Source organism: Bradyrhizobium sp. UFLA05-125, from assembly GCF_059803515.1.
This window is the reverse complement of the sequence record NZ_JBANBJ010000031.1, coordinates 21,113-46,041: the sequence shown is the minus strand read 5'-3', so window position 1 is coordinate 46,041 and position 24,929 is coordinate 21,113. Positions and strand designations below refer to the sequence as shown.

The window sequence follows — 24,929 nt, the reverse complement described above, 5'->3', positions numbered from 1 at the left end:
CGGGCCTGCGCCGATGCGTCCAATCCCGGATCTGACTTCGTGCGGTCGCCACGCCAGCCATCCATTAGATCGCGGCGCTTCCGGTTTTCAGCTCAGGCCTCACCTTGAAACGCGCGTAACGAAGCGCAAGCGTCGGCAGCAGCAGCAGATTGAGTGCCATCGACGTCACGAGGCCTCCAACAATGACGATCGCCATCGGACCCTCGATCTCTCGTCCTGGTTCACCCGCGCCGAGTGCCAGCGGCAGCAGGCCGAGACCCGTCACCAGCGACGTCATCAGGATCGGAACAAGACGGTCGGCCGCACCCTCGATTGCGGTGTCGGGCCCCCACACTCGGCCATCGATCAGAACGAGGTGCTCATAGTGTGAGATCATCAGGATGGAGTTGCGTAGCGTGATCCCGAACAGGGTCACGAAGCCGACCATCGAACCGAGCGAGAGCAGGCCGCCGGTAAGGGCCAGTGCAAATACGCCTCCGACGAACGCGAAGGGCAAGTTGATCAGCACCAGCAGCAGGTTTCGCCAATGGCCGGTGACCATCGCAAGCAGAAGGATAATACCGGTCCCGGCGAGGAGCGAGTTGACGATGAGATCGCGCCGCGAGCGCGCCTGCGCCTCGGCCGCTCCCGCAAATTCGATATGTGCACCGGGTGGCAGAGTGACCTCGCGCGCCATCTTGCGCTTGACTGCGACGACGAAGGATTCGAGATCGCGTCCGCTGACATTTGCCGTGACGGTCTGAACGCGCTGGGCGTTCTGATGCAGGATCTGATAGCGGCCGGAGGTTTCGTAGACGTCGGCGATTTGCTTCAGCAGAATGTAGGCTCCGCTCGGCGTGCGCAGCGGCATGTCCCCGAGCTGGGTGATTCGTGCACGGGCGGGCGTGTCGAGGACCACGATGACATTGAACACCGCGTTGCCTTCATAGCCCTGTCCGACGACGTCGCCCTGATAGGCGGTGCGGATCAGTTCAAGCACATCGACCGCATCGAGCCCCCAGCGCTGCAGATCGGCCGGACGCAGCGTCACATTGACCTGCGGCATCCCCGGCGGGGATCGTTGCTGCACGTCGATCGCGCCCCGGACTTCGTCGAGCTCCCGCGCGACGTCGCGCGCGGCGATCTCGAGTGAGTCGAGGTCGGGTCCGTAGATGTTGATGGCGAGTGCCGCGCTGAATCCGGAAACGGTTTCCTCGACCCGCTCCGTCAGGTAGGTCTTGCTCGAGAAAGAGATGCCGGGGAAGTCGGCCAAAGCGGCTCTGATGCGCGTCTCTGCCGCCGATTGCTCCTGGCCGGACAGTCCCGCCTGCAAGTCGACCTCAAATTCGCTGGAATGCGTCCCTACCGTATCGATGCCGGCTTCGGCACGGCCCGTGTGCTGCGCCACGCTGCGTATGCCGGGAATCTGCTTGAGCGTATCCGTGATCAGCTTGCCGATACGCAGCGATTCATCGAGCGAGGTGCCGGGAAGCGCGGAGACGTGCAGGATGAGATGGCCCTCGCGTAAGTCCGGCAGGAACGTCCCGCCGAAGAACGGCAGCATGGCCGCAGCGGCGATCGTCAGAACCACGGCCGCCGTCATCACGAGCTTCGGGAAACGGCCGATGCGACGCAGCAATGCCTGGTAATAGCGGCGGGACCATCGCACGGTGGGCGATTCATGCAGGCGCTGGCCGTCGACCCTCCCGGTGAGCAACAGCATCGAGAGCGCCGGCGTCACCGTAAGGGCGACCGCGAGCGAGGCCAGCACCGCAAAGATGTAGGCAATGCCGAGGGGGGCGAAGAGGCGGCCGGCGATACCCGACAGGGCGAGGATCGGAAAGAACACCAGCAGCACCGCAAACGTTGCGTAGGCAACTGCGGTGCGCACTTCGAGGAAGGCGTCAAGCACCACGCGGGCTTCGGCTCGAGGTTCCCTTGCCCTGCGATTTTCGCGCAATCGGCGAACCACATTCTCGACGCCGATCACGGCATCATCGACGACTTCGCCGATGGCGATCGCAAGGCCGCCCAATGTCATTGTGTTGAGGGTTTCGCCCATCCATTGCAGGGCGAGCACTGCCACGATCAATGACAGGGGAATAGCCGTGCAACTGATGACCGACGTGCGCCAATCGAACAGAAACAGGAACAGCACGATGATCACGAGCGCCCCGCCGATCAGCAAGGCGTAGAGCACGTTCTCTGTCGCCGTGTCGATGAAGTTGGCGGGACGAAACAGATCGGCGTGGAGCTGAATCCCATCAGCTTCAAGCGCCGGGCGAAGCTCCTGCAGCGCGGCTTCCGCCCGCGTGGTGACTTCCCTTGTATTTGCGCCGTATTGCTGATTCACCATCAGCATGATGCCGGGCGCACCGTTGATCAGGGCGGCCCCGATCGGTGGTTCGGGGGCGATCACGACGGTGGCGACGTCACCAAGCACCACGCTGGCACCGCCCTCGTGCAGAAGCACCGTGCGGGCAAGCTGGTCGGGCGTCAATGACTGCCCCTGGGTTTGCAGCGTAATGCGCTGATTGGCCGTATCGACGAAGCCGGCGCCACGTACTCCGGTGGCCTTGCGCGCGGCAGCGAGGACGTCATTCATGCCTATCCGGAAGCGGATCAGATCGTCCGGCCGAACCTGCACCTGCAACGACCTGACATCTTTGCCATATGTGGACACTTGTGCCACGCCCGGGACGGCCAAAAGGCGCTTGGCCACGGTCCAGTCCGCAACCGTGCGCACGTCCATCAGAGAGCGCTGGTCGGAGGTCAGGCCGATGACCAGAACCGTACCGGCCAGCGGAGTCAAAGGCGTCATCGACGGTGACTGCACCCCTTGTGGCAGCCGCGAGGCCACGACTGCGAGGCGCTCGGTCACCAACTGGCGCCCGCGGTAGATGTCTCTGCCCGCCTGGAAGATGACGGTGACCACGGAGAGGCCCTGGATCGATGACGAGCGCAGGCTCTCGACGCCGGCGAGTCCGTTGATCGAGGTCTCGATCGGCTGCGTCACGAGAATCTCGACCTGCTCCGGGCTGAGGCCAGGCGCTTCGGTCTGGATCGTCACCTGTGGCGGCGCGAATTCGGGAAAAACCCCGTACTTGGCTTCACCAAGCGCGAACAGTCCGTAGCCGAGCAGCGCACATGAAAGCGCCAGTACGACGCCCCGGAAGCGAATGGCGAAAGATACGAGAGCGACTTGTGGCCCTGACCTGCCTGAACCAATGCCGTCAGTCATTGTCGCTGTCGCCCCGAAGCTCGCTCTTTGCCTCCTCGGACAACAAGACCTGCGCTCCTCGCATCACGATTTCCGAGCCCGACGGAATGTCCCGGACGACATAGTCATCATCCGAGACGGGCTGATCGGTGCTGATCGGATGACGTCTGAAGCCATCGGCGTTCACGCGCAGGTAAACCCACGATCGACCCTGCCATCGCACGATTGCGGTATCCTCAACGAACACGCCCTCGTATGTGTTGCCTGACGGCACGTAAACCGTAGTGTTCATGCCGGGCAGCAGCCCGCTGTCGCCTGGTGCCGAGAAGAAATAGCTCAATCCCTGAATACGCGGGTCAGTACGCGTCGCCGGGGAGACATACTGCAGATCGATATTCGCGTTCCGCGTCGGCGCCTGTGCGAGAGCCGTCCCCGGGGTCCCGATGACAGTTACGCCGGGCGGCAGCGTCACCTGGACGAGAAATTGATCGCGTTCGATCAGCCGGACCACCGCGGGTGACCTCTCGACGATTCCCCGGCCGATCACCGATCCCCATTCCTGCTGCGCCGTTGCGGCGAGAGTCCTGAGCTGCGACTCCGCAGCCGCGAGCGCGGCCTTGTCCGTCCGGAATGTCCCCTCTGCTGTCTCGGCTTCCTTTTTGGGGAGCGCCGCGGACTCGACGAGATTTTTGGTCCGGTCGAATGCGCTCTTTGCGACCTCGAGTCGGGCCTGGGCCGTCTGGAGCTGAGCCTGCGCATTGGCGTAACTGTTGGTCAGCTCGGTGATGCGGGAGATGTCCAGCACTGCGCCGTATGCCCGAAATTGCTCGGGGTGCGGAGCTGCTTCCACGACCGCCGTTTCAAGTCCAATCTGCTTCTGCTGGCTGGGCGTGAGTTTGACGACGGCCTGCTCGGTGTTTGCAGTGCGGGAGGGCTCGTCGCGGCTCGCATTCGGGCTGTCCGATTGCGACGGCTGCGAAACAGCTTGAGGGGTTTGACCGGCGAAGGTCGAGATGCCGGCGACCAGCGCCAGCAAACGCACAGCGACTGCAACGCCGCGCCATCGGGTTTCTGCGAGAGCCATTAGCCTGTTAGCAGTTGTTGGGAACCAGCTTATTGGCGAAATCAACTGGCGGCAAGGCGCGGGTTTCGTCTCACGACCCCTTTGGAGGGTCTGGTGGCTATCAACGCGAGGGCCTGGGCCCGCCGGTTCCTGCGCCGTTTTCACGCCGGTTTGAAACTTCCCGCCGAGTGCAGCGTAGCCCCTTATGCTATCTCTTGGTCACTATAGGGATTTCAGCATGAATCCGATTGATCTGATTGTGACTGTCTGCGCAGTGCTTTCGCCGACCACCTGCGAGGAGCAGCATCTGGTGTTCGCCTACGGTGGCTCGCCGGCGCAATGTGCCATGGCGGCGCCGCCCTATATCGCGCAATGGGTCGGCGAGCATCCGAAGTGGCAGGCCGTGCGATGGCGCTGCGAATATCCGCATAGCAACGACAAGGCGGATGGGGGCGGAGCAAAGCCCGCCGCCTGAGCCACCACGCTATTTGGTGCAGTCCTTCAGGTCCTTGTCGGCGATCGAGAATACTGCGTCCGCCCTTATCTCGATATCGCGCACGACACACTGCCGTGAGTTGGGAAAGCTGACCTTGGCATCGTAGCGACCCGGCTCGACGCCGGTGATGCGCAGGCGCTCGTCATGGTCGACCTCCTTGTCCTTGTCGTTCAAGGTCTGGTTCGGCCCCCATTCGGTCTTGCCGACGGGTGAGAGCTGGAAGCCGGAGATGGTCTCCGACGTCAGATTCCAGAGCCGGATGCCTTTGCTCTTGCTTTGCGCGGCGGCTTCGCCCGCACATGTCACCACCACGATCAAAACCAGACACCAACGCGTCATCAGCCGCTCCTCCTCATGCCGTCATTCTCTGATGACGCGCTCGACGTTCCTTGCCTTGTCGAAATTTTTCGCGCGGTCAAGTCCGATCGGTGCGATCAGCCTGGTCGAAACGAGATCGGCGCCCTCGAAATCGGTACCGATGACGGTCGCGCCGCTGAGATCCGCGCCGCCGAGCTGGGCGCCTTTGAGCGAAGCGCCGGTGAGGTCGGCGCCCTTGAGTACGGCGAATTCGAGATCGGCGCGCGAGAGGTCGGCGCCGCGTGCGTTCAGCCCCGAAAGCTTCGCCGAGCGCAGCACCGTCCGCATCAGCCCCATCGATTGGTTGCGCATATCGGCGCCGAGCTGCGCGTCCGCGATGGTCGCGCCAATCAGGCTTGCACCGGACAGGTCGGCGGCGATGCGCGCCCCGGTCAGATCAGCACCATCGACACGGGCGCGTGCCATCTGCGAGGCGAACAGGTTGGCGCCCTTCAGGCTTGCGCCGGTGAGGTCGGCCTCCAGCAGCCAGGCCTGATCGAGAATGGCGCGATCGAGCCGCGTGCCGGCGAGTTTTGTCTTGTTGAGCCGTGCCGCGCGGAAGATGGCGCCGGAGAGGTCCAGCCCGGAGAGGTCGAGGCCCGACAGCCGCTTGCCGGAGAAATCGGCCGGCGCGGCCGCGCTCGCCTTGGCCAGCACTGCTTCGACCTCCGGCCTCGTCATTTCGGCCGAGACCATCGCGGGCGAGGTGAGGTCGACGTCGCGCATCATGTCCTGCGCGCTTGCCGCAGACGCGACGAGTGCGAAGCCGAGCATCGCGAGGGCGACCGTTCGCTTCATGATCAAACTCCGCCACTGGCGTATTTTACCACGCTCTTGCTGCGTCCGCCTATGAGACATCGCGCCCGGCGCGCTCGCCTTGCGTTCGCCGCACGAGGCCGGCCTTGATCGCGGCGATCTCGGCTTCGCCCCGCGCGCCGCGGGGGATGCCGATGGGCACCTCGGCCAGCATCCGCGCAGGCCGCGGCGACAGAAAGAACAGGCGGTCGCCGAGGCGCACCGCATCGTCCAGGCTGTGCGTCACCAGGAGCGTCATCACCGGCCGGCTCGCGACCAGTGTTGCGATCTCCTCGCGCAAGCGGCCGGCCAGCGCGTCGTCGAGCGAGGCAAGGGGTTCGTCGAGCACCAGCAGGTCGGGCTCGACGGCGAAAGCGCGGGCGAGCGCGACGCGGCGGGCAAGCCCGAGCGACAATTCGCCGGGATAGTGGCTGCGATGGGCTTCCAGCTCGAGAATCTTGAACAGCTCGGAAAGCTTGACGTCGTCGACCTCGGGCGCCGCCAGCCGAACGTTCTGCTCGACCGAGCGCCACGGCAACAGCCGCGGCTCCTGGAACACCATGCCGATGCGCGCGTTCGGCGGGCGCCTGATCTCGCCCCGGAAATCGCGGTCGAGACCCAGGACGATGCGCAGCATCGTGCTCTTGCCGCAGCCGGACGGACCGATGAGGACGCCGATCTCACCGGCGCCGAGCGAGAACTTGACCGGCGCGAGGACCTCGTGCGTGCCGCCCGCCGCGCTCGTGAAGGTCTTGCCCAAAATGTCGACTTCAAGCCGCACGGGGCCGCCATCGGGTTGAGCGGGTTTCAAACGGCTGCACCAGCAGGGTTTCGATGACGAGCACGACGGCCGCAAAGGTCAGCGAATAGGCGAGCAGGCGCGGGGTGTCGAAAAGCTGGAACGCGACGCCGATCTCGAAGCCGACGCCGTTCGGCCGTCCCAGGAGTTCGGCGACCAGCACGATCTTCCAGACCAGCGACAGGCCGGAGCGCGCGGCTGCGGCGACATAGGGCGCAAGCTGCGGCAGCACGACGTGGCGGAAGGTTCGCCAGCGCGACATCGCAAACACCTTCGCCATCTCGTCCAACGAGCGGTCGAGCGCGCGGGTGCCCTCGCGCAAGGTGACGACCGCGGTCGGCAGCTTGTTGATGGCGATCGCCCCGATGGCCGCGGCTTCGGTGAGGCCAGCCCAGATATAGGCGAGCACGATCACGACCAGCGCCGGCAGGTTGAGCAGCAGGATCAGCCAGGGATCGCCGAGCCGGTCAGCGAGCCTGTTGCGGCCCATGAGATAACCGATCGCGCTGCCGAGCGACATCGCCAGCACGAAGGACAGCGCGACGCGCGCCAGTGTTGCGCCGAGATGCAGGAACAGCGCCCCGGAGGCTGCGTCCGCGATCATCACGTTGAGCACGGCAGGCGGCGAGGGCAGCTTTGCGCCGCCAACGAACAGCGCGGCGATCCACCAGATCGCGAGAAACAGGGCAAACGAGACGAGACGCAGCAACCTCAGTCTCCGACGGGTGCGTGATAGAAGGTGCCGGGATCGAGCTCCGGCGCCGGGCCGACCAGCCCACGACCGCCGACCTCGGCCAGCACGCGGTAGAGCACGCGCGCATCGGCCTCTTCGTCGTCGATGCTCCGTTGCGGAATGCCCTCGCGATAACGGTTGCGATAGGCCTGGAGCAGGGCGGGATCGCTGGTGCCGGTCAGCGGCGCGACCTTCTCCCATGCCGCATCCGAGGCCGTCAGCAGCTCCTTGGCCTTGCGCGTCATCGCGATGAAGCGCGCCACGACGTCGCGGTGGCTCGCCGCCCAGTCTTCATCGAAGACGTAGCCGACTGCGGCGACTGGTCCCTTGGCGCCGAGCTTCGGCAAGATCTCCTCGATGCCGGCGAGGCGGCGAAAGCCCTTGGCCTCGAGCTGGGCGCAAAAATTCCAGAAATTCAGGCTCGCATCCATCTCGCCGTCGAGCGCCTTGGCGGCGAGCAGCGGCGGGGCGCCATAGACGATGCTCGCGTCGGACTTGAGGTCGATGCCGTCCTGCTTCATCCGCGCCTGTAGCAGCAGCCAGCTCTTGTCGATGGCACCGCCGGCGACGCCGAGCTTGCGGCCCTTCAGGTCCGCGAGCGTCTTGATCGGCGAAGAGGCAGGCACCATCACCGCGCCGAGCGCGCTGGAATAGGGATAGAAGGTCAGCTTGGCGCCAAGCGCGCGCTCGCGCGACACCCACAGCCAGTCCGACAGCATGACGTCGGCATTGCCGGCACGCATCGCGATCTTGCCGGCCTCGGTGCTCGCGAGTTCGGTGACCTCGAGCGAGAGATTGGCGGCCTTGTCGAGGCCCTGGTCGCGGATCGCCGCCAGTTCCCAAGAGAATGTCCCGGTTTTCTGCACCGCGAGGCGGATTGTGTCCGCAGCGCGGCTCGTCCCGCCTTGCGTCAGCGCGAGAGCAATCGATACGGCCAATGTTCGAACCAGGCGTCCCATCACTTTCAGGCCATTTCCTTAAGACGTGTGCTTTTCAGAACATTAGGCATAGCATAGTTTCCATCGCAACCAGCGGGAGGACGGCCATGATCTCAGTACGACAGCTACGACCGATTGTCGCCGCGTTGGCCGTGCTCGCCGGCACCGCGATGGCAGCGTGGGCCGAGGAGGCCAATGATTATCCGACCGCGGCGCGTGCCGAATACGTTTATGGTTGTATGAAGGCCAATGGCGAGACCCGGCAGGCAATCGAGCAATGCTCCTGCTCGATCGACGTCGTCGCCTCGATCGTGCCCTATGAACGATATGTCACTGCAGAAACCGCGCTTAGTATGTCGCAGGTACGTGGAAACCTCGGCACCCAGTTTCGCACTTCCGAGCAGGCGACCTCAGCCGTCAACGATCTCCGGCGCGCACAGGCCGAGGCTGAGGTGAGGTGTTTTTAGTTCCGGAGCGGATGTATGCCGTAGTCGTCATGCCCGGGCTTGTCCCGGGCATCTACGTTCTCTGTGCCGTGAGATAAGGCGTGGATGGCCGGGACAAGCCCGGCCCTGACGAGAGGCGGGTTCGACGTCCGGTAATGCGCCGCGTCACATCCCCGGCTTCTCGACATCCCACTCGTTCCGGAATACGTGTCCCTCCGTATCCGTCGCCTCCGCGCGAAAATGCTTTGCGCCGTTGGAGACGTAGGTGAAGCGGATGTTGGGATCTTCCGAGATCGAGATGCCGCCTTCCACCGCCAGCACGAGGCTGTCGTCCTGCCAGAGCTTGAGCTGGTTGACGAAGAAGGCGGGAATATAGAGCTGCGTGACCTGATCCATCTGCAAGCCGGAATTGTTGGGATGGCCAATCATGATCTGTGCCTCGCGGATCCGGCTGGCGGGCGCTTCGTCCACGCGAGCGAATTGGCGGTAGCGCATCTGGCCGAGCCGATTTTTGGCTTCCTCGGCGTTCTTCACCGCCGGTGCGGAGCAGCCGCCGGCCGCTTTCACATAGGTCTTGCTCACATAGAGCTGCCCGTCGCTGAGCTCGGCGACGGCGTGGACGTCGGTATAGTTGTTGACCCGCACGCGCGTTGAGATCTCCGACACGTTGGCATCGAGCCCGAGCTCGAACCTCGCTGCCATCGGCGCGGGGTTGCGGTCGATCACCAGCGTGATCGCGCGGATGCGCCTGTTGTCGCCGGGCGAAAGCTTTGCGCGCAGCGTGACCGGCACGATGGCCGCATCTTCCGCGCGATAAGGCATCTCGATGCCGATCACGTCATTGCCGTCGTTCATCGGGCGGCTGTTGAAGATGTCCTGCACGAGGCCCGGCCAGGGATCATAGGCCTCCTCTGTGCGCGCAGGCGGTGCCGCGAGCGCCACGGCGAGCAGCGCGGCCGCAAAGGTCAGGCGAAGCGAATGTTTGATCATGCGCGCTGTTCTCGCGGTGACGAAGCAGGGCAGCAGCGTAGCGCTCCTGCTACTCCCATTCAATTTCTGAAAATGCTGCGGTTGCGTTGCGGGCATTGTAGTCGTCGAACAATTGCCAGCGCCCGCGCTCGCTCGCGCCCGCCTTGTCCGCGGCCGCCCTGATCGGCTCGCCCTTCTGATTGAGCGCGCGGACGTCAGCGAGCAGGGTTTCGAGATAACGACGCTCATCAGTGAGCGCTGCGGGCCAATCGCTCACGGGACCGTGACCGGGAACGACGCGCTGCGCCGGCAAGCCTTCGATCTGCCCAAGCACCGCGAGCCAACCGCGGATGCTGCCGTCCACTACGGGAACATGGCGGAGGAAGACGAGATCGCCGGCAAACAGCGTTTTGCTCGCCTCGTCCAACACCGTCAGGTCGCTATCGCTGTGCGCGGCCGGCCACGCCTTGAGGACGAGACTGCGCGATCCCAGATCGAGCCTTAACGTGTCGGTCACGAGCAGCGTCGGCGACACGATTCTGACGGGATCGATCAGCTCCGCGCCCATGGTCCGGCGGAAATTGTCCAGGTAAAACGGCCCGCGTGTCGCAAGCGCCTGCGGGAGCTTCGTATGACCGACGAAGCTCGTGCCCTCGCGCGCGAAGGCTAAATTGCCAAAGATGTGGTCGGGATGGCCGTGGGTGTTGATGACGTAGCGGATCGGCTTATCGGTCCTCGTCCGCACGGCGGCGAGGAGTGCTTCGCCCTCGCGGACGCTGCCGCCGGTGTCGATCACCGCGACCGCATCCTTTCCGACGATGAAGCCGACATTGGCGATCGCCCCCTCGTTCTCGGAATTCATCAGGGCAATTGACCCCGCGTGCACGAAAATTCCGGGGGCGACTTCGCTCACAGGCAATTCAGGCGGGGTTGCGCGTGCTAGCGTCTGCAGCCCCAGCAGGGCAAGCACCGCGATCATGCGAGCGACATGCGCCATCTTTACGCCTCAGTTCCGATCATCGCGCGGCATTGCACTGCAGCAAGACGAGTCATCAAGCGAAGTCATCCAGAAACTTCGCAGACCATGGTGCGTAAAGTGATCCATGGATAGCATTCAATCAAGAAACAGGAGGAAGCGCGATGACGGAGGCCGGACGACATCGTCGCTGGTTGTTCTCGGTGTTGGCGATTGCTGCACTATCTGTCGTTGATGGCGCTGCGCGCGCGCAGACCACTGACAGCGGCGATCTCTCGTTCGAATTGGTCGATCCCAAAGTGCTGCGCGTCTGCGCCGACCCGCGCAACCTGCCTTTTTCGAATGAGAAGGGCGAAGGTTTCGAGAACAAGCTTGCGGAGTTCTTCGCCGAAAAACTCCAGAAGAAGCTCGACTACGTCTTCTTCCCGCAGGCGACAGGTTTCGTGCGCATGACGCTGGGCGCGCATCGCTGTGACGTCATCATGGGCTTTCCGCAAGGTGACGATCTCGTCCAGGGCACCAATCCCTATTATCGCACGTCCTATGCGCTGATCGCCAAGCCCGGCAGTGGGCTCGAGGACGTCGATACACTCGAGGACGAGCGGTTGAAGGGCAAGCATATCGGCATTATCGCGGGCACTCCGCCGGCGACCAACATGGCGATCGCGGGCCTGATGGCGAACGCAAAGCCATATCCGTTGATGATCGACACCCGCTTCGACAATTCGGCGCAGGCGATGGTTGACGATCTTGCTGCCGGCACGATCGATGCCGGCGTGCTGTGGGGCCCGATGGCCGGCTTCTACGCCAAGAAGGCTGCGCAGCCGCTCCATGTCACTCCGCTGGTGAAGGAAACCACTGGGCCGAAGCTCGTCTATCGCATCGGAATGGGCGTTCGCCCCGCCGACCAGAACTGGAAGCGGCAGCTTAACCGGCTGGTCCAGGAGAACCAGGCCGAGATCAACAAGATCCTGGTCGATTTCGGCGTGCCGCTGCTGGATGAGAGCGATCGCCCGCTCGGTGCGGAGACTGCCAAGAAATCGCCATGACGAAATCGCTGTGACGAGATCGCCGTGACGAGATCGACATGAGCACTGCGCCATGAGGCGGCATCTTGCCGCTGCGCTCGTTGCCGCAGCGCTTCTGGTGGCTGCGCGCGCGCAGCAGCAGGAGCCGTTCGAGCCGGAGGGCTATCGCTCCGATAATTACCGCGCGCCAGTGCCGGCGACGCTCGCCGGTGCGCGCGTGTTGACGACGGCGGAGGCCGAAGCGATCTGGCACGAGAAGAGCGGCGCCTTCATCGACGTGATGCCGCGCCCTCCGAAGCCCAAGAATCTTCCCGTGGGCACAGTCTGGCGCGATACGCCGCGCTTTGACATCCCCGGCAGCATCTGGCTGCCGGACACCGGCTATGGCGCGCTGCCGCCCGCGATGGAGGATTATTTCCGCCGCGGCCTTGAACGCGCCTCGCACGGCAGCAAGTCGGCGTTGCTGGTCATCTACTGCCTCGCCGACTGCTGGATGTCTTGGAACGCGGCCAAGCGCGCGCTCGCCTATGGCTACGCCAACATCGCCTGGTATCCCGAGGGCACCGACGGCTGGGAACGCGCCAAGCTCATGACATCAGAGGCGCAGCCGCAGCCGCGGCCGGACGAAGGCAAATAGCTGGCGCGCGAGACGCCGCTACTTCGCCTTTTGCAGCTTGGTGATGGTTTTGGAGCCGTTGGCGTCAGTGGAGAAGCTCACGCGATCGCCAGCATGGACGCTCTCGAGCATGCCTGCATCCTTGGCCTTGAACTCCTGCACCGGGCCCGTCGCCCCGCCATTGGCGCCGACCGTGCCGCCCTGCACCTCCTGGATCGAAATGGTGCTGTTGAGTCTGTCGATCTTGGTGATCATTCCGTTCATGTTGTCTTCGGCGACAGCCGCCGACGCGAACATGCCGATGGCCGCAGCGCTGGCGAGAAGGAGTTTTGCTGTTCCCATCGAGGCCTCCCGACGTCTAGGATTCACTTCGACAAGAGATCTTAAATAGATTTGGTTCCGGCCGACAGTGTGGCAAAGGTTAACGATTCCCGCCGGGGAGCGGGAACCATGTTCGCGCAGGCGTCAGGGAGGCTGACGCTATTCCATTTCCTGCTGGATCACGCGGCCGAGCGCGAACAGGCGCTGGTCGATCGCAGTCGGCACCTCGCAGACGAATCGCACCACCTTGCGGCGATCCTCGAAGATGCGGGTTTCCCAGATCAACTGGTTGGACAGGGCGTCGACCTTGGCGTCGTCGCGTGGGGTAGCACCCTGCAACCTCTGAAGCTCTATGGTGTCGTCGCGGACCTTGTCGGCGGCCTCGCGTTGCTTGCGACTGACCCGCTCGAGCCCGTTCATTACCGAGGAGCGCTGGGCATTCAGCGTGTCGAACAGGCCGGCGAACAGGAGCTTTGCATTCGTGGTCTTGTCGGAGGCGGAGCTCGCCAAAAACTCCTCCACCGATTTCTCGGCGTCATCCAGCGGCGTCTTCCGCGCTGCCAGCTTCGACACCAGTGCGCCGATCTTGGCATTGTCCTTCCACTTGTCCTGGACGTCGTCGAGCGGCGGGCCGGCCCAGACCGCGGCGAGCGAGATTTCCGGGACTTTTGCCTGCGTGCAGGGCCAGTCGGGATAGCGCGGATCGGCCGCCCGCGAGGCCGCGGTCGATGCCGCTAGCGCCAAAGCGGCCATGGCCACGATCCGGAATCTCATCCTTCGCCTCCCGCGGGCCCACGTCGCGCCAGCCCTCGCGACGGATCATAGGCATAGATCGCGCCGATCATGAAGACGATTGTGCAGGTTGCGACCACCGCCAGCGAGATCCAGTTGATCTGCCCATAAAGTGCAAAGCGGATCAGCTCGACCGCATGGGTGAACGGGTTGGCCTGGCAGACATAGTAGAGATACGGGCTGCCTTCCTGCACCCGCCACAGCGGATAGAGGGCCGATGAGGCAAAGAACATCGGGAAGATCACGAAGTTCATCACACCGGCGAAATTTTCGAGCTGCTTGATGCCGGAGGAGATCAACATCCCCAGCGATCCCAGCATCAGGCCCGAGAGCACCAGCGCCGGCAGTACCGTGAGGTACCCGAGCGGCGGCGGCGTGATGTCCCAGGCCCAGGCGATGATCAGGAACGCGTAGACCTGCAAGAGCGACACGGCGGTGCCGGCGAGCAGCTTGCAGAACAGCAGGAACCAGCGCGGCAGTGGGCTCACCAGGAGCGTGCGCATATTCCCCATCTCGCGATCATAGACCATCGAGAGCGAGGACTGCATGCCATTGAAGAGCTGAATCATCGCCATCAGCCCGGGTGCGATATAGACCTCGTAGAGGATATAGGTCTCGTAGGGCGGGATGATCGAGATGCCGAGCACCTGGCGAAAGCCGGCGGCGAAGATGAACAGCCAGACCAGGGGCCGCACCAGCGCCGAGACGAAACGCTCGCGCTGATGCAGGAAGCGCAGGCCTTCGCGCCAGACGATGCCGCCAAGGCAAGTCATGTAGGCCGAGAGCGGGAAGCCGCGCGGGGTGGCGTCGCGTGCGGTGATGCTGCTCATGCACCGCCTCCGGGCATTGTCTGCGCGCCGGTGAGGCGCATGAAGGCGGAATTGACGTCCTGCGCGCCGGCCTCGGCGATCACGCGGCCGACCGGCCCCTTCGCCAGCACCTTGCCCTGGTGCAGCACGACGAGGTCGTCGCTGGCCGTGATCTCGTCGAACAGGTGCGTGGCCCAGAGCACGCCGATGCCTTGTTCGGTCACGAGCTGGCGGACATGGCTGATGATGTCGGCGCGGGCCTTGACGTCGAGCCCGACGGTCGGCTCGTCCAGCAGCAGCAGGCGCGGCCGGTGCAGGAGCGCGCGCGCTATCTCGAGCCGCCGCATCTGCCCGCCCGAGAGATCGCGCACCTTGTTGCCGGCACGGTCGGCAAGCCCGATGCGGCCGAGCAGCTCTGCGCTCCGAGCACTGGCCTCGCGCGGGCTGATGCCATGGAGCGCAGCGTGGTAGAGCAGGTTCTGCGTCAGCGACAGGTCGAGATCGAGCGTACGCGGCTGGAACACGACGCCGAGCAGCCGCAGTGCCTCGCCGGGGTTTCGGCTGATGTCATGGCCGAAAATGCCGACGTGTCCGGTTTGAATGCCGAACAGGCGGGTGACGAGCGAGAACAACGTGCTCTTGCCCGCGCCGTTGAGGCCGAGCAGCGCGGTGAAGCTCGCGGGCGCAACCGTGAAGGAGACGTCGATCAGCGCGCGGCGAGCCCCATAGGCGTGGCTGATGCCGTCGATCGACAGCGCCGGGACTGCGGCCGCCTCCAGCCGGGGCGCGCTTTCGGTTGAGGCGGCGATGGGGGCAGGTGTCGTCATGGCGCGATCGTAACGCCCCAGGGCAATTCGCCAACCTGAATGGTCTTGATGACCTTCTGCGCGGCGACATCGATCACGGATACGTCGTTGGAGATGCCATTGGTGACCAGCAGGTATTTTTCGTCCGGCGTGAAGTCCATGTGCCAGACCCGCTGCCCGACCAGGAGATATTTCGTCACCTTGTGCGTGACGGCGTCGACGATCGCGACGCGGTTGGCGGGCCCGAGCGCGACGAAGGCCGTCTTGTCGTCCTTGGTGATGCCGATGCCGACCGGCTGGATCGCCTCGCGCCGCAACCCCGGAATCTCGAAGGTGACTTTGCCCGTCACCTCGTGCTTGACGGGATCGATGATCGACACCGTGCCGCCGATCTCGGAGGAGACCCAGAGCTCCGAGCCGTCGTGCTTGAACTGGGCAAATCGCGGCCGGGAATCGACCAGCACGTTGGCGACGATCTGGCGCTTCTCGGTGTCGATGAAGTGCGCCATGTTGGTCGTTTCCGACGTGTTGATCAGGGTCTTGCCATCGGGGCTCACGGTCATGCCCTCCGGCTCGACGCCGACCTGGATGTCTCCGATCCGTGCCCGCTTCTGGAGATCGATCACCGTGACGGTGTTGTCGTTCTCGTTCGCGACGTAGAGTATCTTGCCGGCGGCATCCTGCGTGAACAGCTCGGGGTCGGGGCCCGAGGGCAGTGTGTCGACGATCTCGTGGGTTTTTGCATCGATCATCTGGATGGTGTCGTCGTCCCCGACCGCGACCATCACGAATTTGCCGTCGCGCGTGAACTCGATGCCGCGCGGTCGCTGGCCGACCTTGATGGTCTTGGTCACCGTCCAGCTCTCGGTATCGATCACCGAGACGGTGTTGCTCTTCTCGTTCGAGACATAGGCGATGAACGCATGTGCGGGCGCTGCCGCGAACACCAGTCCGGAGAGCAGGCAGATACGCCACATGCGCATTGTCGTCGTCCTCACTTCAACTTGCATTTGCTCTCCGGGCGATCGTAGCCGAGCGTATCGAGCTCGGAGACCTGGTGCAAAAAGCCTTCCTGTGGCGACACCGAGACCACCATGCGGCCGTCGACCAGGAGGATTGGCTGGCGGAGCTGCAAATTCCAGTCGCGCAAGGTCAGCCGCGTTCCCTTGAAAGCGGCAACGGAAAAATCCGATCCCTTGATGAAATCGGTGACTTTCTTGACGTCGCCGGAATTGGTGCGCGAGGTCGCTTCGCCGATCATGCGCGCTGCGGTCCAGGCCTGCATGTCCAGCGCCGTCATGCGGCGCGAATTCAGCTTCATGAAACGATTCTGCATCTGTACCGCGCCCCACTGGTCCTGCGCGGCGTCCCAGCTTCGCGGCACGAGGCCGGCGGAGCCCGCGACAGGACGGGGGTCCCAAGTACGATAAGGCAGGTAGGCGCCGAACACCTCGCTCTCGTCGGCGGCGACCAGCACGTCATAGGCTGGTGCCTGCTGCGTGAACACGGGCATCTGGCGCTGGATCAGCGTCACGCCGCTATCGGTGCGGCGCGCCCCGCCAGTGTCCTCGAAGGTTCGCTCCTGCACGATCTTGGCGCCGAACCGCGTCGCGGCGCGTCGCAGCGCATCGGCATAGAGCTTGTCCTCGTCATGCGAGCCGACCACGAGCAGCCAGCGCGACCAGCGTTTCCATACCAGATATTGCCCGAGCGCATCCGCCAGCATCGACCGCGTCGGCGCGACATGGATGACATTGGCGCGGCAATCCGTCTCGCGCAGCCGCTCGTCGATGGCGCCGGCGTTGAACAGCAGCGTGCCGCGATCGCGCAAGCCGTCGGCGACCTTCAGCAATGCGTCAGCCGGCAGGTCGGCGATGATGAAACCGTTGTGCTCGGCGAGCGCGGTCGCTGCCTGGACCGGATCCTCGCCTTCCTTCAGGCGGTGCTCCTCGAGCTTGAAATGCTGGTTGAGAAATTTGCCGGTGGTATTGTTGTCCTCGATCGCGAGCCGCACGCCGGCGATGCCGTCATTCTCCGCAGGCTGTTCGACCAGCGACAGGGTCGATCTGGTGCCGGCGACTCCGAGATATCCGATCCCGATCTCGATGGGCTCGGCCGCGAACGCCTGCGTTGCCGCAAGACCAACGCCAACAAGACTGACGCCGATCAGGCCGACCAACCATCGGATCATGTTTCCTCCTTGTCGTCCTCCCCGGCTTAGGTATCGGTGGAGGCATTTCCCACCTTGAAACATGACCGATTTGGCTTAGCTTGCAACCCCGCATTTCGTCGTCGCGATGAGAAGGAGCAGGTCACGATCATGCGAGCACTGTTGGTGGCTGTCTCATTTGTGTTGACGAGTACGGCCGCCTTTGCCGACCCGCCGAAGCTCGCAGTGTTCGATTTCGAATTGATCGACACCAGCCTGCCGGGCGAGTTCTACGGATCGAAGCCGGAGGACGAGCGCATGCTGCGGATCGGCGGTCAGTTGCGCAAGGAACTGGCACAGTCCGGCAAGTTCCAGGTCGTGGATATCGCGCCGGTGAGCGATGCGGCCCGGCACAGCAATCTCCAGGCCTGCGGCGGTTGCGACGTCAAGCTGGCGGGGCAGTTGGGTGCCGATCTCGAGATCACCGGCGTCGTGCAGAAGGTCTCGAACCTGATCCTCAATCTCAACATCTACCTGCGCGACGTGCACACCGGAAATCTCGTGACGGCGGCCAGCGCCGACATGCGCGGCAACACCGACGAATCCTGGTCCCGCACCATGAGCTACCTGATCCGCAACCGCCTGCTCGCGCCGAACTACGGCAAGCCGGAGTAGGTCGGTCTTCGCCTCTCCCCGCCTGCGGCAGGGGAATCGCATATGAGCATCGACGAAGTTGTCATGCCCGGGCTTGTCCTGGGCATCCACGTTCTTTGTGCTGCGGGTAAGGCGTGGATGGCCGGGACAAGCCCGGCCATGACGATGTGGAAGCTCAGCGCCTCAAACTCTCACATCAAAATGCGATAGCTCTGCCTGGAGAGGGAGAGGAGAGGGCCGCTACGCCGTCAATCGCGCCGCGTGCCAGTGCAGATGGTCGCTCATGAAGGTCGAGATGAAGTAGTAACTGTGGTCGTAGCCCGGTTGCCGGCGCAGCGTCAGCGGGATGTTCGCTTTGGTGCAGGCCGCCTGCAGCAGCTCCGGCCGAAGCTGCTCGGTCAAGAAGTTGTCGGCATCGCCGTAGTCGACCAGAAAGCCCGAATATTTCGCGCCGTCCTCGATCAGTGCCACCGTGTCATGCGCACGCCAGGTGTCCTTGTTGGGGCCGAGATAGCCGGTCAGCGCCTTGGTGCCCCAGGGCACTTGCGAGGGCGCGACGATCGGCGCGAAGGCGCTGGCGGCGCGATAGCGATGCGGATTGCGCAGCGCGACCGTCAGCGCGCCGTGGCCGCCCATGGAGTGACCCATCACCGATTGACGCTTGGCATCGACTGGAAACTTCTCCGCCACCAGCCTTGGCAACTCGTCGGTGACGTAGCTCCACATGTGATAGTTGCGGGCGAACGGTTCTTCCGTGGCATCGACATAGAAACCGGCGCCGAGGCCGAAATCGTAGGCGTTGTTGGGGTCACCAGGCACGTCAGCGCCGCGCGGGCTGGTGTCGGGCGCGATGAAGATCAATCCAAGCTCGGCGCAGGCGCGGCGGAACTCGCCTTTCTCGGTGACGTTGGCATGCGTGCAGGTAAGGCCGGAGAGATACCAGACCACCGGCAGCTTCGAGCCGTCCTGATGCGGCGGCACATAGACCGAGAAGGTCATGTCGGTCTTGGTGGCGCTGCTCGCATGGCGATACACGCCCTGCACGCCGCCATAGGATTTATTGGTCGAAACAGTCTGAATCGTCATGCCGAAAAACTCCGTGGCGTCTCGCCACATCAAGATTGCAACGCGTATGTGACCGAATTTTTGCGAAGGCGCGCTTCGTCAGGCGACGCCGCTGTCGATCGCCAGCCGCACCAGCTCGACCGAGGTTTTGACCCCGAGTTTCTGGCGCATGATCGACGACGTGTTGGCGACCGTCTTGTAAGAGGATTGCACCAGCCAGGCGATCTCCGAAAGGCTCTTTCCGGCGCTGAGCAGCCGCAGGATCTCCATCTCGCGCGCATTCAGCTTCGATAGCGGGTTTTGCGCGAGCTGAGGCCCGGCAAAGGCGATGCTGCGGGCGATCGCGCTCGGCAAATAGGTTTCGCCCTTGCCGACGGCGCGGATCGCCTCGACGAGGTCGTTGGGATCGCCGGTCTTTGAAACGTAGCCCTTCGCGCCGCACTCGATGGCGCGCGCGGCGAAGGCTGGATCGTCGTTCATGCTGAACATGATGATGCGGGCATCGGGCGCGCGATCCAGGATGCGGCGCGCGAGCTCGAAGCCGGAGACGGTCGGCAGGTTGATGTCGATCACGCAGATGTCGGGGCGCTCGACGATGAACACGCACTCGCCGCCTTCGGCGTCGGCGGCTTCCAGGATATCGATCTCGCCTTCGTCGGCCAGCACGGCGCGGCAGCCGGAGGCGACGATAGGATGATCGTCAACGATCAGAATGCGCATAGGCGTTCCCCGCGACAGCCATTCGAGCCTTTGCTTTTGCGTCGCATGAGGCCGCGAAGCCGACAACGCTCGTAACGAACGTCCGGCGTCGGACCATGCAACCCGGCCGAGATTGCTGTACGGTCTGGATTAGATATCGGGCGCTTTGGTCATGTCAACGCTTCCGATGAGCGAACCTTCGCGGGCAGCGGGCGAAAGCAATGTGGCAAAAATTATCCTTGCGCGGGCGCATCAATCTCCTGCTGGCGCTCGTGCTGGCGCTGGGGCTTGGCGTCAACATCGCGCGGCAGGTCGCGGAGGCCGGGCCGCGCGTCCAGGCGGAGGACCAGAGCGTGATCCGCCTGGCGCGGGAGTTCATCGAGATGATCGTCGCCGAGCTGAAGGAGGCACCGGATCCCGACGCCAAGCTCAACCAGATCGCACGCGATCTCAACCGGCAGCGCCACATCAGCATCGCCCTGCGCGATGCTAGCGGTAACGCGCTGACGCCGCCGCGCGCGGGCGAAGACGATGATGACGCGCGCGCGCCGCCGGCCTGGTTCGTCAGCCTGGTCCATCCCGAGCAGACCGCGGTCGGCGTTCCCGTCTCGATCCACGGCAATCCGGGCTCGCTGGTGATCACCTCGCATCCCAATGACGAGATCGCCGAGATCTGGGACGGCATCCTGACCCAGCTCGAGATCGGCTCGGCGATCGCGCTGGCGTTGTTCCTCGTGATCATGACGGTGGTCGGCCGCGCGCTAAGACCGCTCGAAGCGCTCTCGCAGGCCATGATCGCGCTCGAAGCCGGGCGCTACGATGCGCGCGTCGCGCCCGGCGGCGCGCCGGAGCTCGCCGCGATCTGCACCCGGCTCAACCACCTCGCGGCAACGCTGGGGGAAGCGGTCGAGGAGAAGCGCCGCCTTGCCGAGCGCGCGGTGTCGCTCCAGGACAGGGAACGCAAGGAGATCGCGCGCGAGTTGCACGACGAGTTCGGGCCCTATCTGTTCTCGCTGCGCGCGCATGCGAGCGCGCTGGCGAAGGTCTCGGAGGCGCGCGAACTGAGCGCCGAGGCCGTGCGCAAGCATGGCGGCGCGATCCTGGAGCAGGTCAACGCGCTCCAGCAGTTCAACCGCCGCGTCCTCGAGCGCCTGCGGCCCGTCGGCCTTGCCGAGCTCGGCCTGCGGCAGGCGCTCGAAGCGCTGTCGCGCCTGTGGCGGGAGTCGCATCCCGACGTGAGGATCGAAACCACGATCTCGCCTGCGCTGGGGGCGACCGGCGAGACCGCAGACCTCACCATCTACCGCATCGTGCAGGAGGCATTGACCAACGTGTTCCGTCACGCTCGCGCGACCTCGGTGAACGTCACGATCGAGCCGGCCGAGCAGCCGGGCGGCGCGCGCGAGGGCCGCGGCTGCGCGCGCGTGCGGGTCTGCGACAACGGCCGCGGCATGGAGGAGGGTCAGAAGCTCGGCTTCGGCCTCGTCGGCATGCGCGAGCGGATTCTCGCGCTGGGCGGAACGCTCAACGTTGCATCCAGCGAGGGCGGCGTGACGGTGGAGGCATTGATTCCGACGGCGGCGAGTTGAGGATCGGGAATAATTCCCGATCTTGTCGGGAAATATGTCTCTGGAAGAGGCCGACCTTTTACGGCTGGTGCTTTTCGGTCGTTGACCTGTATCGTTCCACGTCAAAACCGGCGGGGACAAAAGAGCCGGAGCATTGCGGGTGGAGATGTGTCGACCATGGGCGTGCGTGGGCTGGTTATCCTTTCAATTTCTACGGGAATGGTTATCGGAACCGACCCGGCTTTCGCGCAGGACGAGGAGACCAACGTCCAGAACCTGCCCGCTGTCGAGGTGACGGCACCGCCGCAGACCAGCGCCAGGCGCGCGCCCACTCGGGCGACACCCACGATCCGCGTGGCGACGCGTCCCCGGACCACCAGGGTTTACGTTTACCCGACATCGCCCGGCGCCTCCGGCAGCGTCGAGGTCGACAAGATTCCGGCTGCCATCAATGCGGTCGATGCAAACCAGATCAGGCGCACCCGTTCGCCGGATATCGCCGTTTCTCTGCAGCAATACGTGCCCGGTCTCAGCATCAACGAGGTGACCGGCAATCCATTCCAACCTGATGTGCAGTTTCGCGGCTTCGTTGCTTCACCTCTGGCCGGCACGCCGCAGGGCCTCGCCGTCTATCAGAACGGCGTGCGCATCAACGAGGCCTTTTCCGACATCGTCAACTGGGACCTGATCCCGACGGCTGCGATCCGATCGGCTGTGGTCGTGACCAACAATCCCGCGTTCGGCCTCAATGCGCTTGGCGGCGCCATCGATCTGCAGATGAAGGACGGTTTCAACTATCAAGGCGCCGAGATCGATATCATGGGCGGCTCGTTCGGCCGCATCCAGGGCTCCGCACAATGGGGCAAGCGGGTCGACAACAATTGGGCGGTCTATGGAGCGCTTGAAGGCGTTCACGACAATGGTTTCCGCAATTTCTCGGCATCGGACGTCCGGCGCTTCTATGGCGATGTCGGGTATCGCTTTGAAGGCAACGAGTTCCACCTCAATGGCGGCGTCGCCAACAATTTTCTCGGGGGACCCAGCACTGTTCCGGCGGAGCTGCTCCAGCAATATTGGGGGGCGACCTACACAACGCCGCAAACCATTTCCAACAAGGTCGGCTATCTCAACCTGACCGGCAAGGTGGAGGCGACGCCGACCTGGACCTTTGAGGGCACGGCGCACGTGCGGCGCTTCAGTCAGAACACCGTGGACGGAAACCCGACCGATACGGTGCCCTGCGACGCCGATGCGACGCTGCTTTGCTTTGGCGATGTCAACCCTTTGACTGGCTTTCAATCGCCGGCCAACGGCCTGAATGGCGTTCAGCTCGCCAATACCTTTGCGCCGGATGCCATTCTCAGCGAGATCGATCGCACCAGCACGAAATCGACCACGTTTGGCGTATCCGGGCAGGCGACAAACAGCGATCAGTTGTTCGGTCATGAGAACCGCCTGGTGATCGGCGCGACCTATGATGTCAGCAGCACCCGCTTCACCGGGAGCGCCGAATTGGGAACCGTAGGCACGAACTATGTCGTCACGGGCAGCGGCACATTCCTGGGCCCCTCCGGCGATCCGACATCGGTCGGCCCCGTGTCGCTTCGCACCGTCAACCAATATCAGGGGCTCTATGCGCTCGACACGTTCAACGTGGACGATCGCTTTGCGGTCACGGCAGGCGGCCGGTACAATGCGGCCCACATCTCCCTGATGGACCAGCTCGGCACCGCGCTCAATGGCGATCATCAATTTGATCGATTCAATCCGATCATCGGTGGCACCTACAAGATCACGTCCGAAGTGACCGCCTATGCGGGCTATTCCGAAGCCAACCGGGTGCCGACCCCGCTCGAGCTCGGCTGCGCCGATCCGACGAGGCCGTGCGTCATCGGGCAGTTCCTGATCGCCGACCCGTCACTGCAGCAAGTCGTATCCAAAACCTTCGAAGCGGGCTTTCGCGGCACCAAGGAATTGAATATCGGTTCGCTCGGCTGGAAGATCGGCGCCTTCCGCGCCACCAACTACAACGACATTCTCGCGGTGCCGATTCCGGGTCTAACGGGATTCGGTTTCTTCCAGAATGTCGGCCGGACGCGCCGGCAGGGGATCGAAGCCGAGGTGAGTATCAAATCGAATGCGCTTCAGTTCCAGGCGAGCTATGCATTCCTGGATGCGCGTTTTCTCGACGCACTTTTGCTCGGCTCGAACAGCCCGTTCGCCGACGCCGACGGCAACATCCAGGTCCTGCCGGGCGACCACATTCCGCGCCTGCCGAGCCACCTTATCAAGGCCAGTGTCGAATATGCTGTTACCGACGCTTGGAAGGTCGGGGGCGACGCGCTCTTTGTCTCCAGCCAGTATTTCGTTGGCGACGAGTCCAACCAATTCCCGAAGCTGCCGTCCTACGCCGTGTTCAATCTCCACACCTCCTACCAGGTCACCAAGAACCTCCAGTTTTACGGTCGCGTCGACAACATCTTCGACAATCGCTACTCCACCCTCGGCACCTTCTTCGACACCACCGCCTTGCCCAATTTCGCCAATGGTGGTGCCGCCTTCACCGACCCGCGCTCGCTCAGCCCGGCAAGGCCGCGCGCGTTCTATGCGGGCGCAAGGGTAACGTTCTAGGGCTGCGGGCCCGCATCATCCCCAAATATCCTTCCGCTAGGCTCGCGAGCGCCATCGCCGCTCTGAGTTCATGCACCGTTGCCGTGTCCCGGCCGGCGGCCTGGAACGCCATAGGCGCCGGATTTTGCGGAAACCGTTCTCCGCGAAATGGATGAGTGACCTAACGCACGTTCCACCCCGTAGTTTTGTGACAAAGCTTATCCACGAGCTTCCCTCTGTCAGGAATGAAAACCGGCACGAAACACGATGGTGGGAGGAAGCGCAGTTAATGTTGTTCAGTATGCGTTTCGATCCTGATTCCCCGAGTGAGGGTTGTCGTCACGTCAGCCGTCGACCATAATCTCCTGGCCCCAGCAATGAACGAACGCCCGAAACATGAGTGAGCAAGATGCACAACACGAGGTTTCCGAGGGCGCGCCCAGCGGGCAAGGCCGGCCTCCACGTCAGGAGCCGCCGCCTCGTGGCAAGAAGCCTGGCTCCTCTCGCGGCACACTGATTGGAATTGCTGGCGCGCTCGTGACCGCCGGAATAGCCGCGGTCGTGGTGTTGCCTAGCCTCACTCGCGACAAACCGGCTGCCGTTGGTGAGGAATCCACTCTCGAAGTGCTCGTACCAGCCGACATCAATGCAGCCCTTCCCACCCTCGATCCGGGAACTTCGAAAGCAGCGGTGGATGATGCGAGGAACTGCAAGGTGCCGCTGGCGTGGGTGACGTTGACGCAACGGCCGAGTGGGCATGGTGGCATGGTGCGTGTCCGTTCGGGACAATATCTGTCGCCACCGATCAAGCTCACCACCACACCGCAGCGCATCGCCATTCCCTATCCCGCGCCTTATCCTGCGGGCCGTGGGGTTCTTACATTGGTCGGCGAGGGGGACCAGGTGGGGTTCTACCTGAGGCCCGGGGGTGTTCACGACGTGAACGGCACCTATTCCGTCAACGTGAGATGGCAGGTTCGCAACCCGTGCCAATGAATGCGAAAATTTGGTGAACTCGACACCGTGATCGGGAATTGCCGA

At 63.8% G+C, this 24,929-nt stretch carries 26 protein-coding genes; 9 read left to right on the top strand and 17 right to left on the bottom strand.

Annotation, left to right across the window (positions count from 1 at the left end; all coding sequences use genetic code 11):
• Positions 1-64: 64 nt before the first annotated feature.
• Both SO156_RS24880 and SO156_RS24875 read right to left on the bottom strand, forming a co-directional pair.
• A complete protein-coding gene (locus tag SO156_RS24880) occupies positions 65-3,220 on the bottom strand; it encodes an efflux RND transporter permease subunit (RefSeq protein ID WP_498536572.1) in 3,156 nt (1,051 codons plus the stop codon).
• Positions 3,213-4,235 (bottom strand): efflux RND transporter periplasmic adaptor subunit, encoded by a 1,023-nt coding sequence (locus SO156_RS24875; RefSeq protein WP_498536571.1) that lies wholly within the window; start codon positions 4,233-4,235, stop codon positions 3,213-3,215. The genes SO156_RS24880 and SO156_RS24875 overlap by 8 nt, the downstream gene beginning before the upstream one ends.
• A gap of 265 nt (positions 4,236-4,500) precedes the next feature.
• Here SO156_RS24875 and SO156_RS24870 point away from each other — a divergent pair, with 265 nt between their 5' ends.
• Entirely contained in the window at positions 4,501-4,737 is a 237-nt protein-coding gene (locus tag SO156_RS24870) for a hypothetical protein (RefSeq protein ID WP_458146763.1), read from the top strand.
• A 9-nt stretch (positions 4,738-4,746) separates the two neighbouring features.
• On the opposite strand, the gene SO156_RS24865 is transcribed toward SO156_RS24870, so the two are convergent.
• From SO156_RS24865 to SO156_RS24845, 5 genes are read right to left on the bottom strand one after another with little or no spacing between them, the layout of a single operon-like run.
• A complete protein-coding gene (locus SO156_RS24865) occupies positions 4,747-5,097 on the bottom strand; it encodes a hypothetical protein (RefSeq protein ID WP_498536570.1) in 351 nt (116 codons plus the stop codon).
• Between the two features lie 21 nt (positions 5,098-5,118).
• On the bottom strand, positions 5,119-5,913 hold the full coding sequence (locus tag SO156_RS24860; RefSeq protein WP_458146765.1) for a pentapeptide repeat-containing protein: 795 nt from the start codon (positions 5,911-5,913) through the stop codon (positions 5,119-5,121).
• A gap of 49 nt (positions 5,914-5,962) precedes the next feature.
• Complete coding sequence (locus SO156_RS24855) at positions 5,963-6,691, bottom strand: ABC transporter ATP-binding protein (RefSeq protein WP_498536569.1); 729 nt, start codon at positions 6,689-6,691, stop codon at positions 5,963-5,965.
• Complete coding sequence (locus tag SO156_RS24850) at positions 6,681-7,418, bottom strand: ABC transporter permease (RefSeq protein ID WP_498536568.1); 738 nt, start codon at positions 7,416-7,418, stop codon at positions 6,681-6,683. The genes SO156_RS24855 and SO156_RS24850 overlap by 11 nt, the downstream gene beginning before the upstream one ends.
• Positions 7,419-7,420: 2 nt before the next feature.
• On the bottom strand, positions 7,421-8,401 hold the full coding sequence (locus SO156_RS24845; protein WP_498536567.1) for an ABC transporter substrate-binding protein: 981 nt from the start codon (positions 8,399-8,401) through the stop codon (positions 7,421-7,423).
• 86 nt (positions 8,402-8,487) lie between these two features.
• Here SO156_RS24845 and SO156_RS24840 point away from each other — a divergent pair, with 86 nt between their 5' ends.
• Positions 8,488-8,847: a hypothetical protein gene (locus SO156_RS24840; RefSeq protein ID WP_498536566.1), complete on the top strand. Its 360-nt coding sequence runs from the start codon at positions 8,488-8,490 to the stop codon at positions 8,845-8,847.
• A gap of 144 nt (positions 8,848-8,991) precedes the next feature.
• Here the strand turns inward: SO156_RS24840 and SO156_RS24835 are convergent, their stop codons facing one another.
• Together SO156_RS24835 and SO156_RS24830 are read right to left on the bottom strand one after the other, a co-directional pair.
• Complete coding sequence (locus tag SO156_RS24835; protein ID WP_458146769.1) at positions 8,992-9,816, bottom strand: quinoprotein dehydrogenase-associated SoxYZ-like carrier; 825 nt, start codon at positions 9,814-9,816, stop codon at positions 8,992-8,994.
• A gap of 49 nt (positions 9,817-9,865) precedes the next feature.
• Positions 9,866-10,792: a quinoprotein relay system zinc metallohydrolase 2 gene (locus tag SO156_RS24830; RefSeq protein WP_498536565.1), complete on the bottom strand. Its 927-nt coding sequence runs from the start codon at positions 10,790-10,792 to the stop codon at positions 9,866-9,868.
• 143 nt (positions 10,793-10,935) lie between these two features.
• On the opposite strand from SO156_RS24830, the gene SO156_RS24825 reads away from it, so the two are divergent.
• Together SO156_RS24825 and SO156_RS24820 are read left to right on the top strand one after the other, a co-directional pair.
• Positions 10,936-11,820, top strand: a complete 885-nt coding sequence (locus tag SO156_RS24825; protein ID WP_498536564.1) for a substrate-binding domain-containing protein — start codon at positions 10,936-10,938, stop codon at positions 11,818-11,820.
• Between the two features lie 52 nt (positions 11,821-11,872).
• Complete coding sequence (locus SO156_RS24820) at positions 11,873-12,436, top strand: PQQ-dependent catabolism-associated CXXCW motif protein (protein WP_498536563.1); 564 nt, start codon at positions 11,873-11,875, stop codon at positions 12,434-12,436.
• 18 nt (positions 12,437-12,454) lie between these two features.
• On the opposite strand, the gene SO156_RS24815 is transcribed toward SO156_RS24820, so the two are convergent.
• From SO156_RS24815 to SO156_RS24790, 6 genes are all read right to left on the bottom strand, one after another.
• Entirely contained in the window at positions 12,455-12,757 is a 303-nt protein-coding gene (locus SO156_RS24815; protein WP_458146773.1) for a copper-binding protein, read from the bottom strand.
• A gap of 138 nt (positions 12,758-12,895) precedes the next feature.
• Entirely contained in the window at positions 12,896-13,510 is a 615-nt protein-coding gene (locus tag SO156_RS24810; protein ID WP_498536562.1) for a hypothetical protein, read from the bottom strand.
• Complete coding sequence (locus tag SO156_RS24805; RefSeq protein ID WP_458146775.1) at positions 13,507-14,358, bottom strand: ABC transporter permease; 852 nt, start codon at positions 14,356-14,358, stop codon at positions 13,507-13,509. The genes SO156_RS24810 and SO156_RS24805 overlap by 4 nt, the downstream gene beginning before the upstream one ends.
• Positions 14,355-15,164, bottom strand: a complete 810-nt coding sequence (locus SO156_RS24800) for an ABC transporter ATP-binding protein (protein WP_498536561.1) — start codon at positions 15,162-15,164, stop codon at positions 14,355-14,357. The genes SO156_RS24805 and SO156_RS24800 overlap by 4 nt, the downstream gene beginning before the upstream one ends.
• Positions 15,161-16,126, bottom strand: a complete 966-nt coding sequence (locus SO156_RS24795) for a YVTN family beta-propeller repeat protein (protein WP_458146777.1) — start codon at positions 16,124-16,126, stop codon at positions 15,161-15,163. Before SO156_RS24795 ends, SO156_RS24800 begins: the two co-directional genes overlap by 4 nt.
• A gap of 11 nt (positions 16,127-16,137) precedes the next feature.
• Entirely contained in the window at positions 16,138-17,334 is a 1,197-nt protein-coding gene (locus SO156_RS24790; protein WP_458146778.1) for an ABC transporter substrate-binding protein, read from the bottom strand.
• A gap of 129 nt (positions 17,335-17,463) precedes the next feature.
• Here SO156_RS24790 and SO156_RS24785 point away from each other — a divergent pair, with 129 nt between their 5' ends.
• The gene (locus tag SO156_RS24785) at positions 17,464-17,967 is read left to right on the top strand and encodes a DUF3280 domain-containing protein (protein WP_498536560.1); all 504 of its coding nucleotides are present in this window, start codon (positions 17,464-17,466) and stop codon (positions 17,965-17,967) included.
• Between the two features lie 42 nt (positions 17,968-18,009).
• A complete protein-coding gene (locus SO156_RS24780; protein WP_458146780.1) occupies positions 18,010-18,156 on the top strand; it encodes a hypothetical protein in 147 nt (48 codons plus the stop codon).
• Between the two features lie 30 nt (positions 18,157-18,186).
• Here SO156_RS24780 and fghA read toward each other — a convergent pair whose 3' ends face one another.
• Positions 18,187-19,032, bottom strand: coding sequence for an S-formylglutathione hydrolase (fghA, locus tag SO156_RS24775; RefSeq protein ID WP_458146781.1), 846 nt, complete (start codon positions 19,030-19,032; stop codon positions 18,187-18,189).
• Positions 19,033-19,110: 78 nt separating this feature from the next.
• The gene (locus tag SO156_RS24770; RefSeq protein ID WP_458146782.1) at positions 19,111-19,731 is read right to left on the bottom strand and encodes a response regulator; all 621 of its coding nucleotides are present in this window, start codon (positions 19,729-19,731) and stop codon (positions 19,111-19,113) included.
• 200 nt (positions 19,732-19,931) lie between these two features.
• Here SO156_RS24770 and SO156_RS24765 point away from each other — a divergent pair, with 200 nt between their 5' ends.
• From SO156_RS24765 to SO156_RS24755, 3 genes are all read left to right on the top strand, one after another.
• Complete coding sequence (locus SO156_RS24765) at positions 19,932-21,299, top strand: histidine kinase (RefSeq protein WP_498536559.1); 1,368 nt, start codon at positions 19,932-19,934, stop codon at positions 21,297-21,299.
• Between the two features lie 198 nt (positions 21,300-21,497).
• Complete coding sequence (locus tag SO156_RS24760; protein WP_498536558.1) at positions 21,498-23,909, top strand: TonB-dependent receptor; 2,412 nt, start codon at positions 21,498-21,500, stop codon at positions 23,907-23,909.
• Positions 23,910-24,284: 375 nt separating this feature from the next.
• Positions 24,285-24,884 (top strand): hypothetical protein, encoded by a 600-nt coding sequence (locus SO156_RS24755; RefSeq protein ID WP_498536557.1) that lies wholly within the window; start codon positions 24,285-24,287, stop codon positions 24,882-24,884.
• Positions 24,885-24,929: the final 45 nt, after the last annotated feature.

Excerpts from the sequence above, each read along its gene's own strand:
- SO156_RS24880 (WP_498536572.1), bottom strand. The coding sequence starts at position 3,220 with ATGACTGACGGCATTGGTTCAGGCAGGTCAGGGCCACAAGTCGCTCTC.
- SO156_RS24870 (WP_458146763.1), top strand. The coding sequence starts at position 4,501 with ATGAATCCGATTGATCTGATTGTGACTGTCTGCGCAGTGCTTTCGCCG.
- SO156_RS24865 (WP_498536570.1), bottom strand. The coding sequence starts at position 5,097 with ATGACGCGTTGGTGTCTGGTTTTGATCGTGGTGGTGACATGTGCGGGC.
- SO156_RS24860 (WP_458146765.1), bottom strand. The coding sequence starts at position 5,913 with ATGAAGCGAACGGTCGCCCTCGCGATGCTCGGCTTCGCACTCGTCGCG.
- SO156_RS24845 (WP_498536567.1), bottom strand. The coding sequence starts at position 8,401 with ATGGGACGCCTGGTTCGAACATTGGCCGTATCGATTGCTCTCGCGCTG.
- SO156_RS24840 (WP_498536566.1), top strand. The coding sequence starts at position 8,488 with ATGATCTCAGTACGACAGCTACGACCGATTGTCGCCGCGTTGGCCGTG.
- SO156_RS24835 (WP_458146769.1), bottom strand. The coding sequence starts at position 9,816 with ATGATCAAACATTCGCTTCGCCTGACCTTTGCGGCCGCGCTGCTCGCC.
- SO156_RS24830 (WP_498536565.1), bottom strand. The coding sequence starts at position 10,792 with ATGGCGCATGTCGCTCGCATGATCGCGGTGCTTGCCCTGCTGGGGCTG.
- SO156_RS24825 (WP_498536564.1), top strand. The coding sequence starts at position 10,936 with ATGACGGAGGCCGGACGACATCGTCGCTGGTTGTTCTCGGTGTTGGCG.
- SO156_RS24820 (WP_498536563.1), top strand. The coding sequence starts at position 11,873 with ATGAGGCGGCATCTTGCCGCTGCGCTCGTTGCCGCAGCGCTTCTGGTG.
- SO156_RS24815 (WP_458146773.1), bottom strand. The coding sequence starts at position 12,757 with ATGGGAACAGCAAAACTCCTTCTCGCCAGCGCTGCGGCCATCGGCATG.
- SO156_RS24810 (WP_498536562.1), bottom strand. The coding sequence starts at position 13,510 with ATGAGATTCCGGATCGTGGCCATGGCCGCTTTGGCGCTAGCGGCATCG.
- SO156_RS24805 (WP_458146775.1), bottom strand. The coding sequence starts at position 14,358 with ATGAGCAGCATCACCGCACGCGACGCCACCCCGCGCGGCTTCCCGCTC.
- SO156_RS24800 (WP_498536561.1), bottom strand. The coding sequence starts at position 15,164 with ATGACGACACCTGCCCCCATCGCCGCCTCAACCGAAAGCGCGCCCCGG.
- SO156_RS24795 (WP_458146777.1), bottom strand. The coding sequence starts at position 16,126 with ATGCGCATGTGGCGTATCTGCCTGCTCTCCGGACTGGTGTTCGCGGCA.
- SO156_RS24790 (WP_458146778.1), bottom strand. The coding sequence starts at position 17,334 with ATGATCCGATGGTTGGTCGGCCTGATCGGCGTCAGTCTTGTTGGCGTT.
- SO156_RS24785 (WP_498536560.1), top strand. The coding sequence starts at position 17,464 with ATGCGAGCACTGTTGGTGGCTGTCTCATTTGTGTTGACGAGTACGGCC.
- SO156_RS24780 (WP_458146780.1), top strand. The coding sequence starts at position 18,010 with ATGAGCATCGACGAAGTTGTCATGCCCGGGCTTGTCCTGGGCATCCAC.
- fghA (WP_458146781.1), bottom strand. The coding sequence starts at position 19,032 with ATGACGATTCAGACTGTTTCGACCAATAAATCCTATGGCGGCGTGCAG.
- SO156_RS24770 (WP_458146782.1), bottom strand. The coding sequence starts at position 19,731 with ATGCGCATTCTGATCGTTGACGATCATCCTATCGTCGCCTCCGGCTGC.
- SO156_RS24765 (WP_498536559.1), top strand. The coding sequence starts at position 19,932 with ATGTGGCAAAAATTATCCTTGCGCGGGCGCATCAATCTCCTGCTGGCG.
- SO156_RS24760 (WP_498536558.1), top strand. The coding sequence starts at position 21,498 with ATGGTTATCGGAACCGACCCGGCTTTCGCGCAGGACGAGGAGACCAAC.
- SO156_RS24755 (WP_498536557.1), top strand. The coding sequence starts at position 24,285 with ATGAGTGAGCAAGATGCACAACACGAGGTTTCCGAGGGCGCGCCCAGC.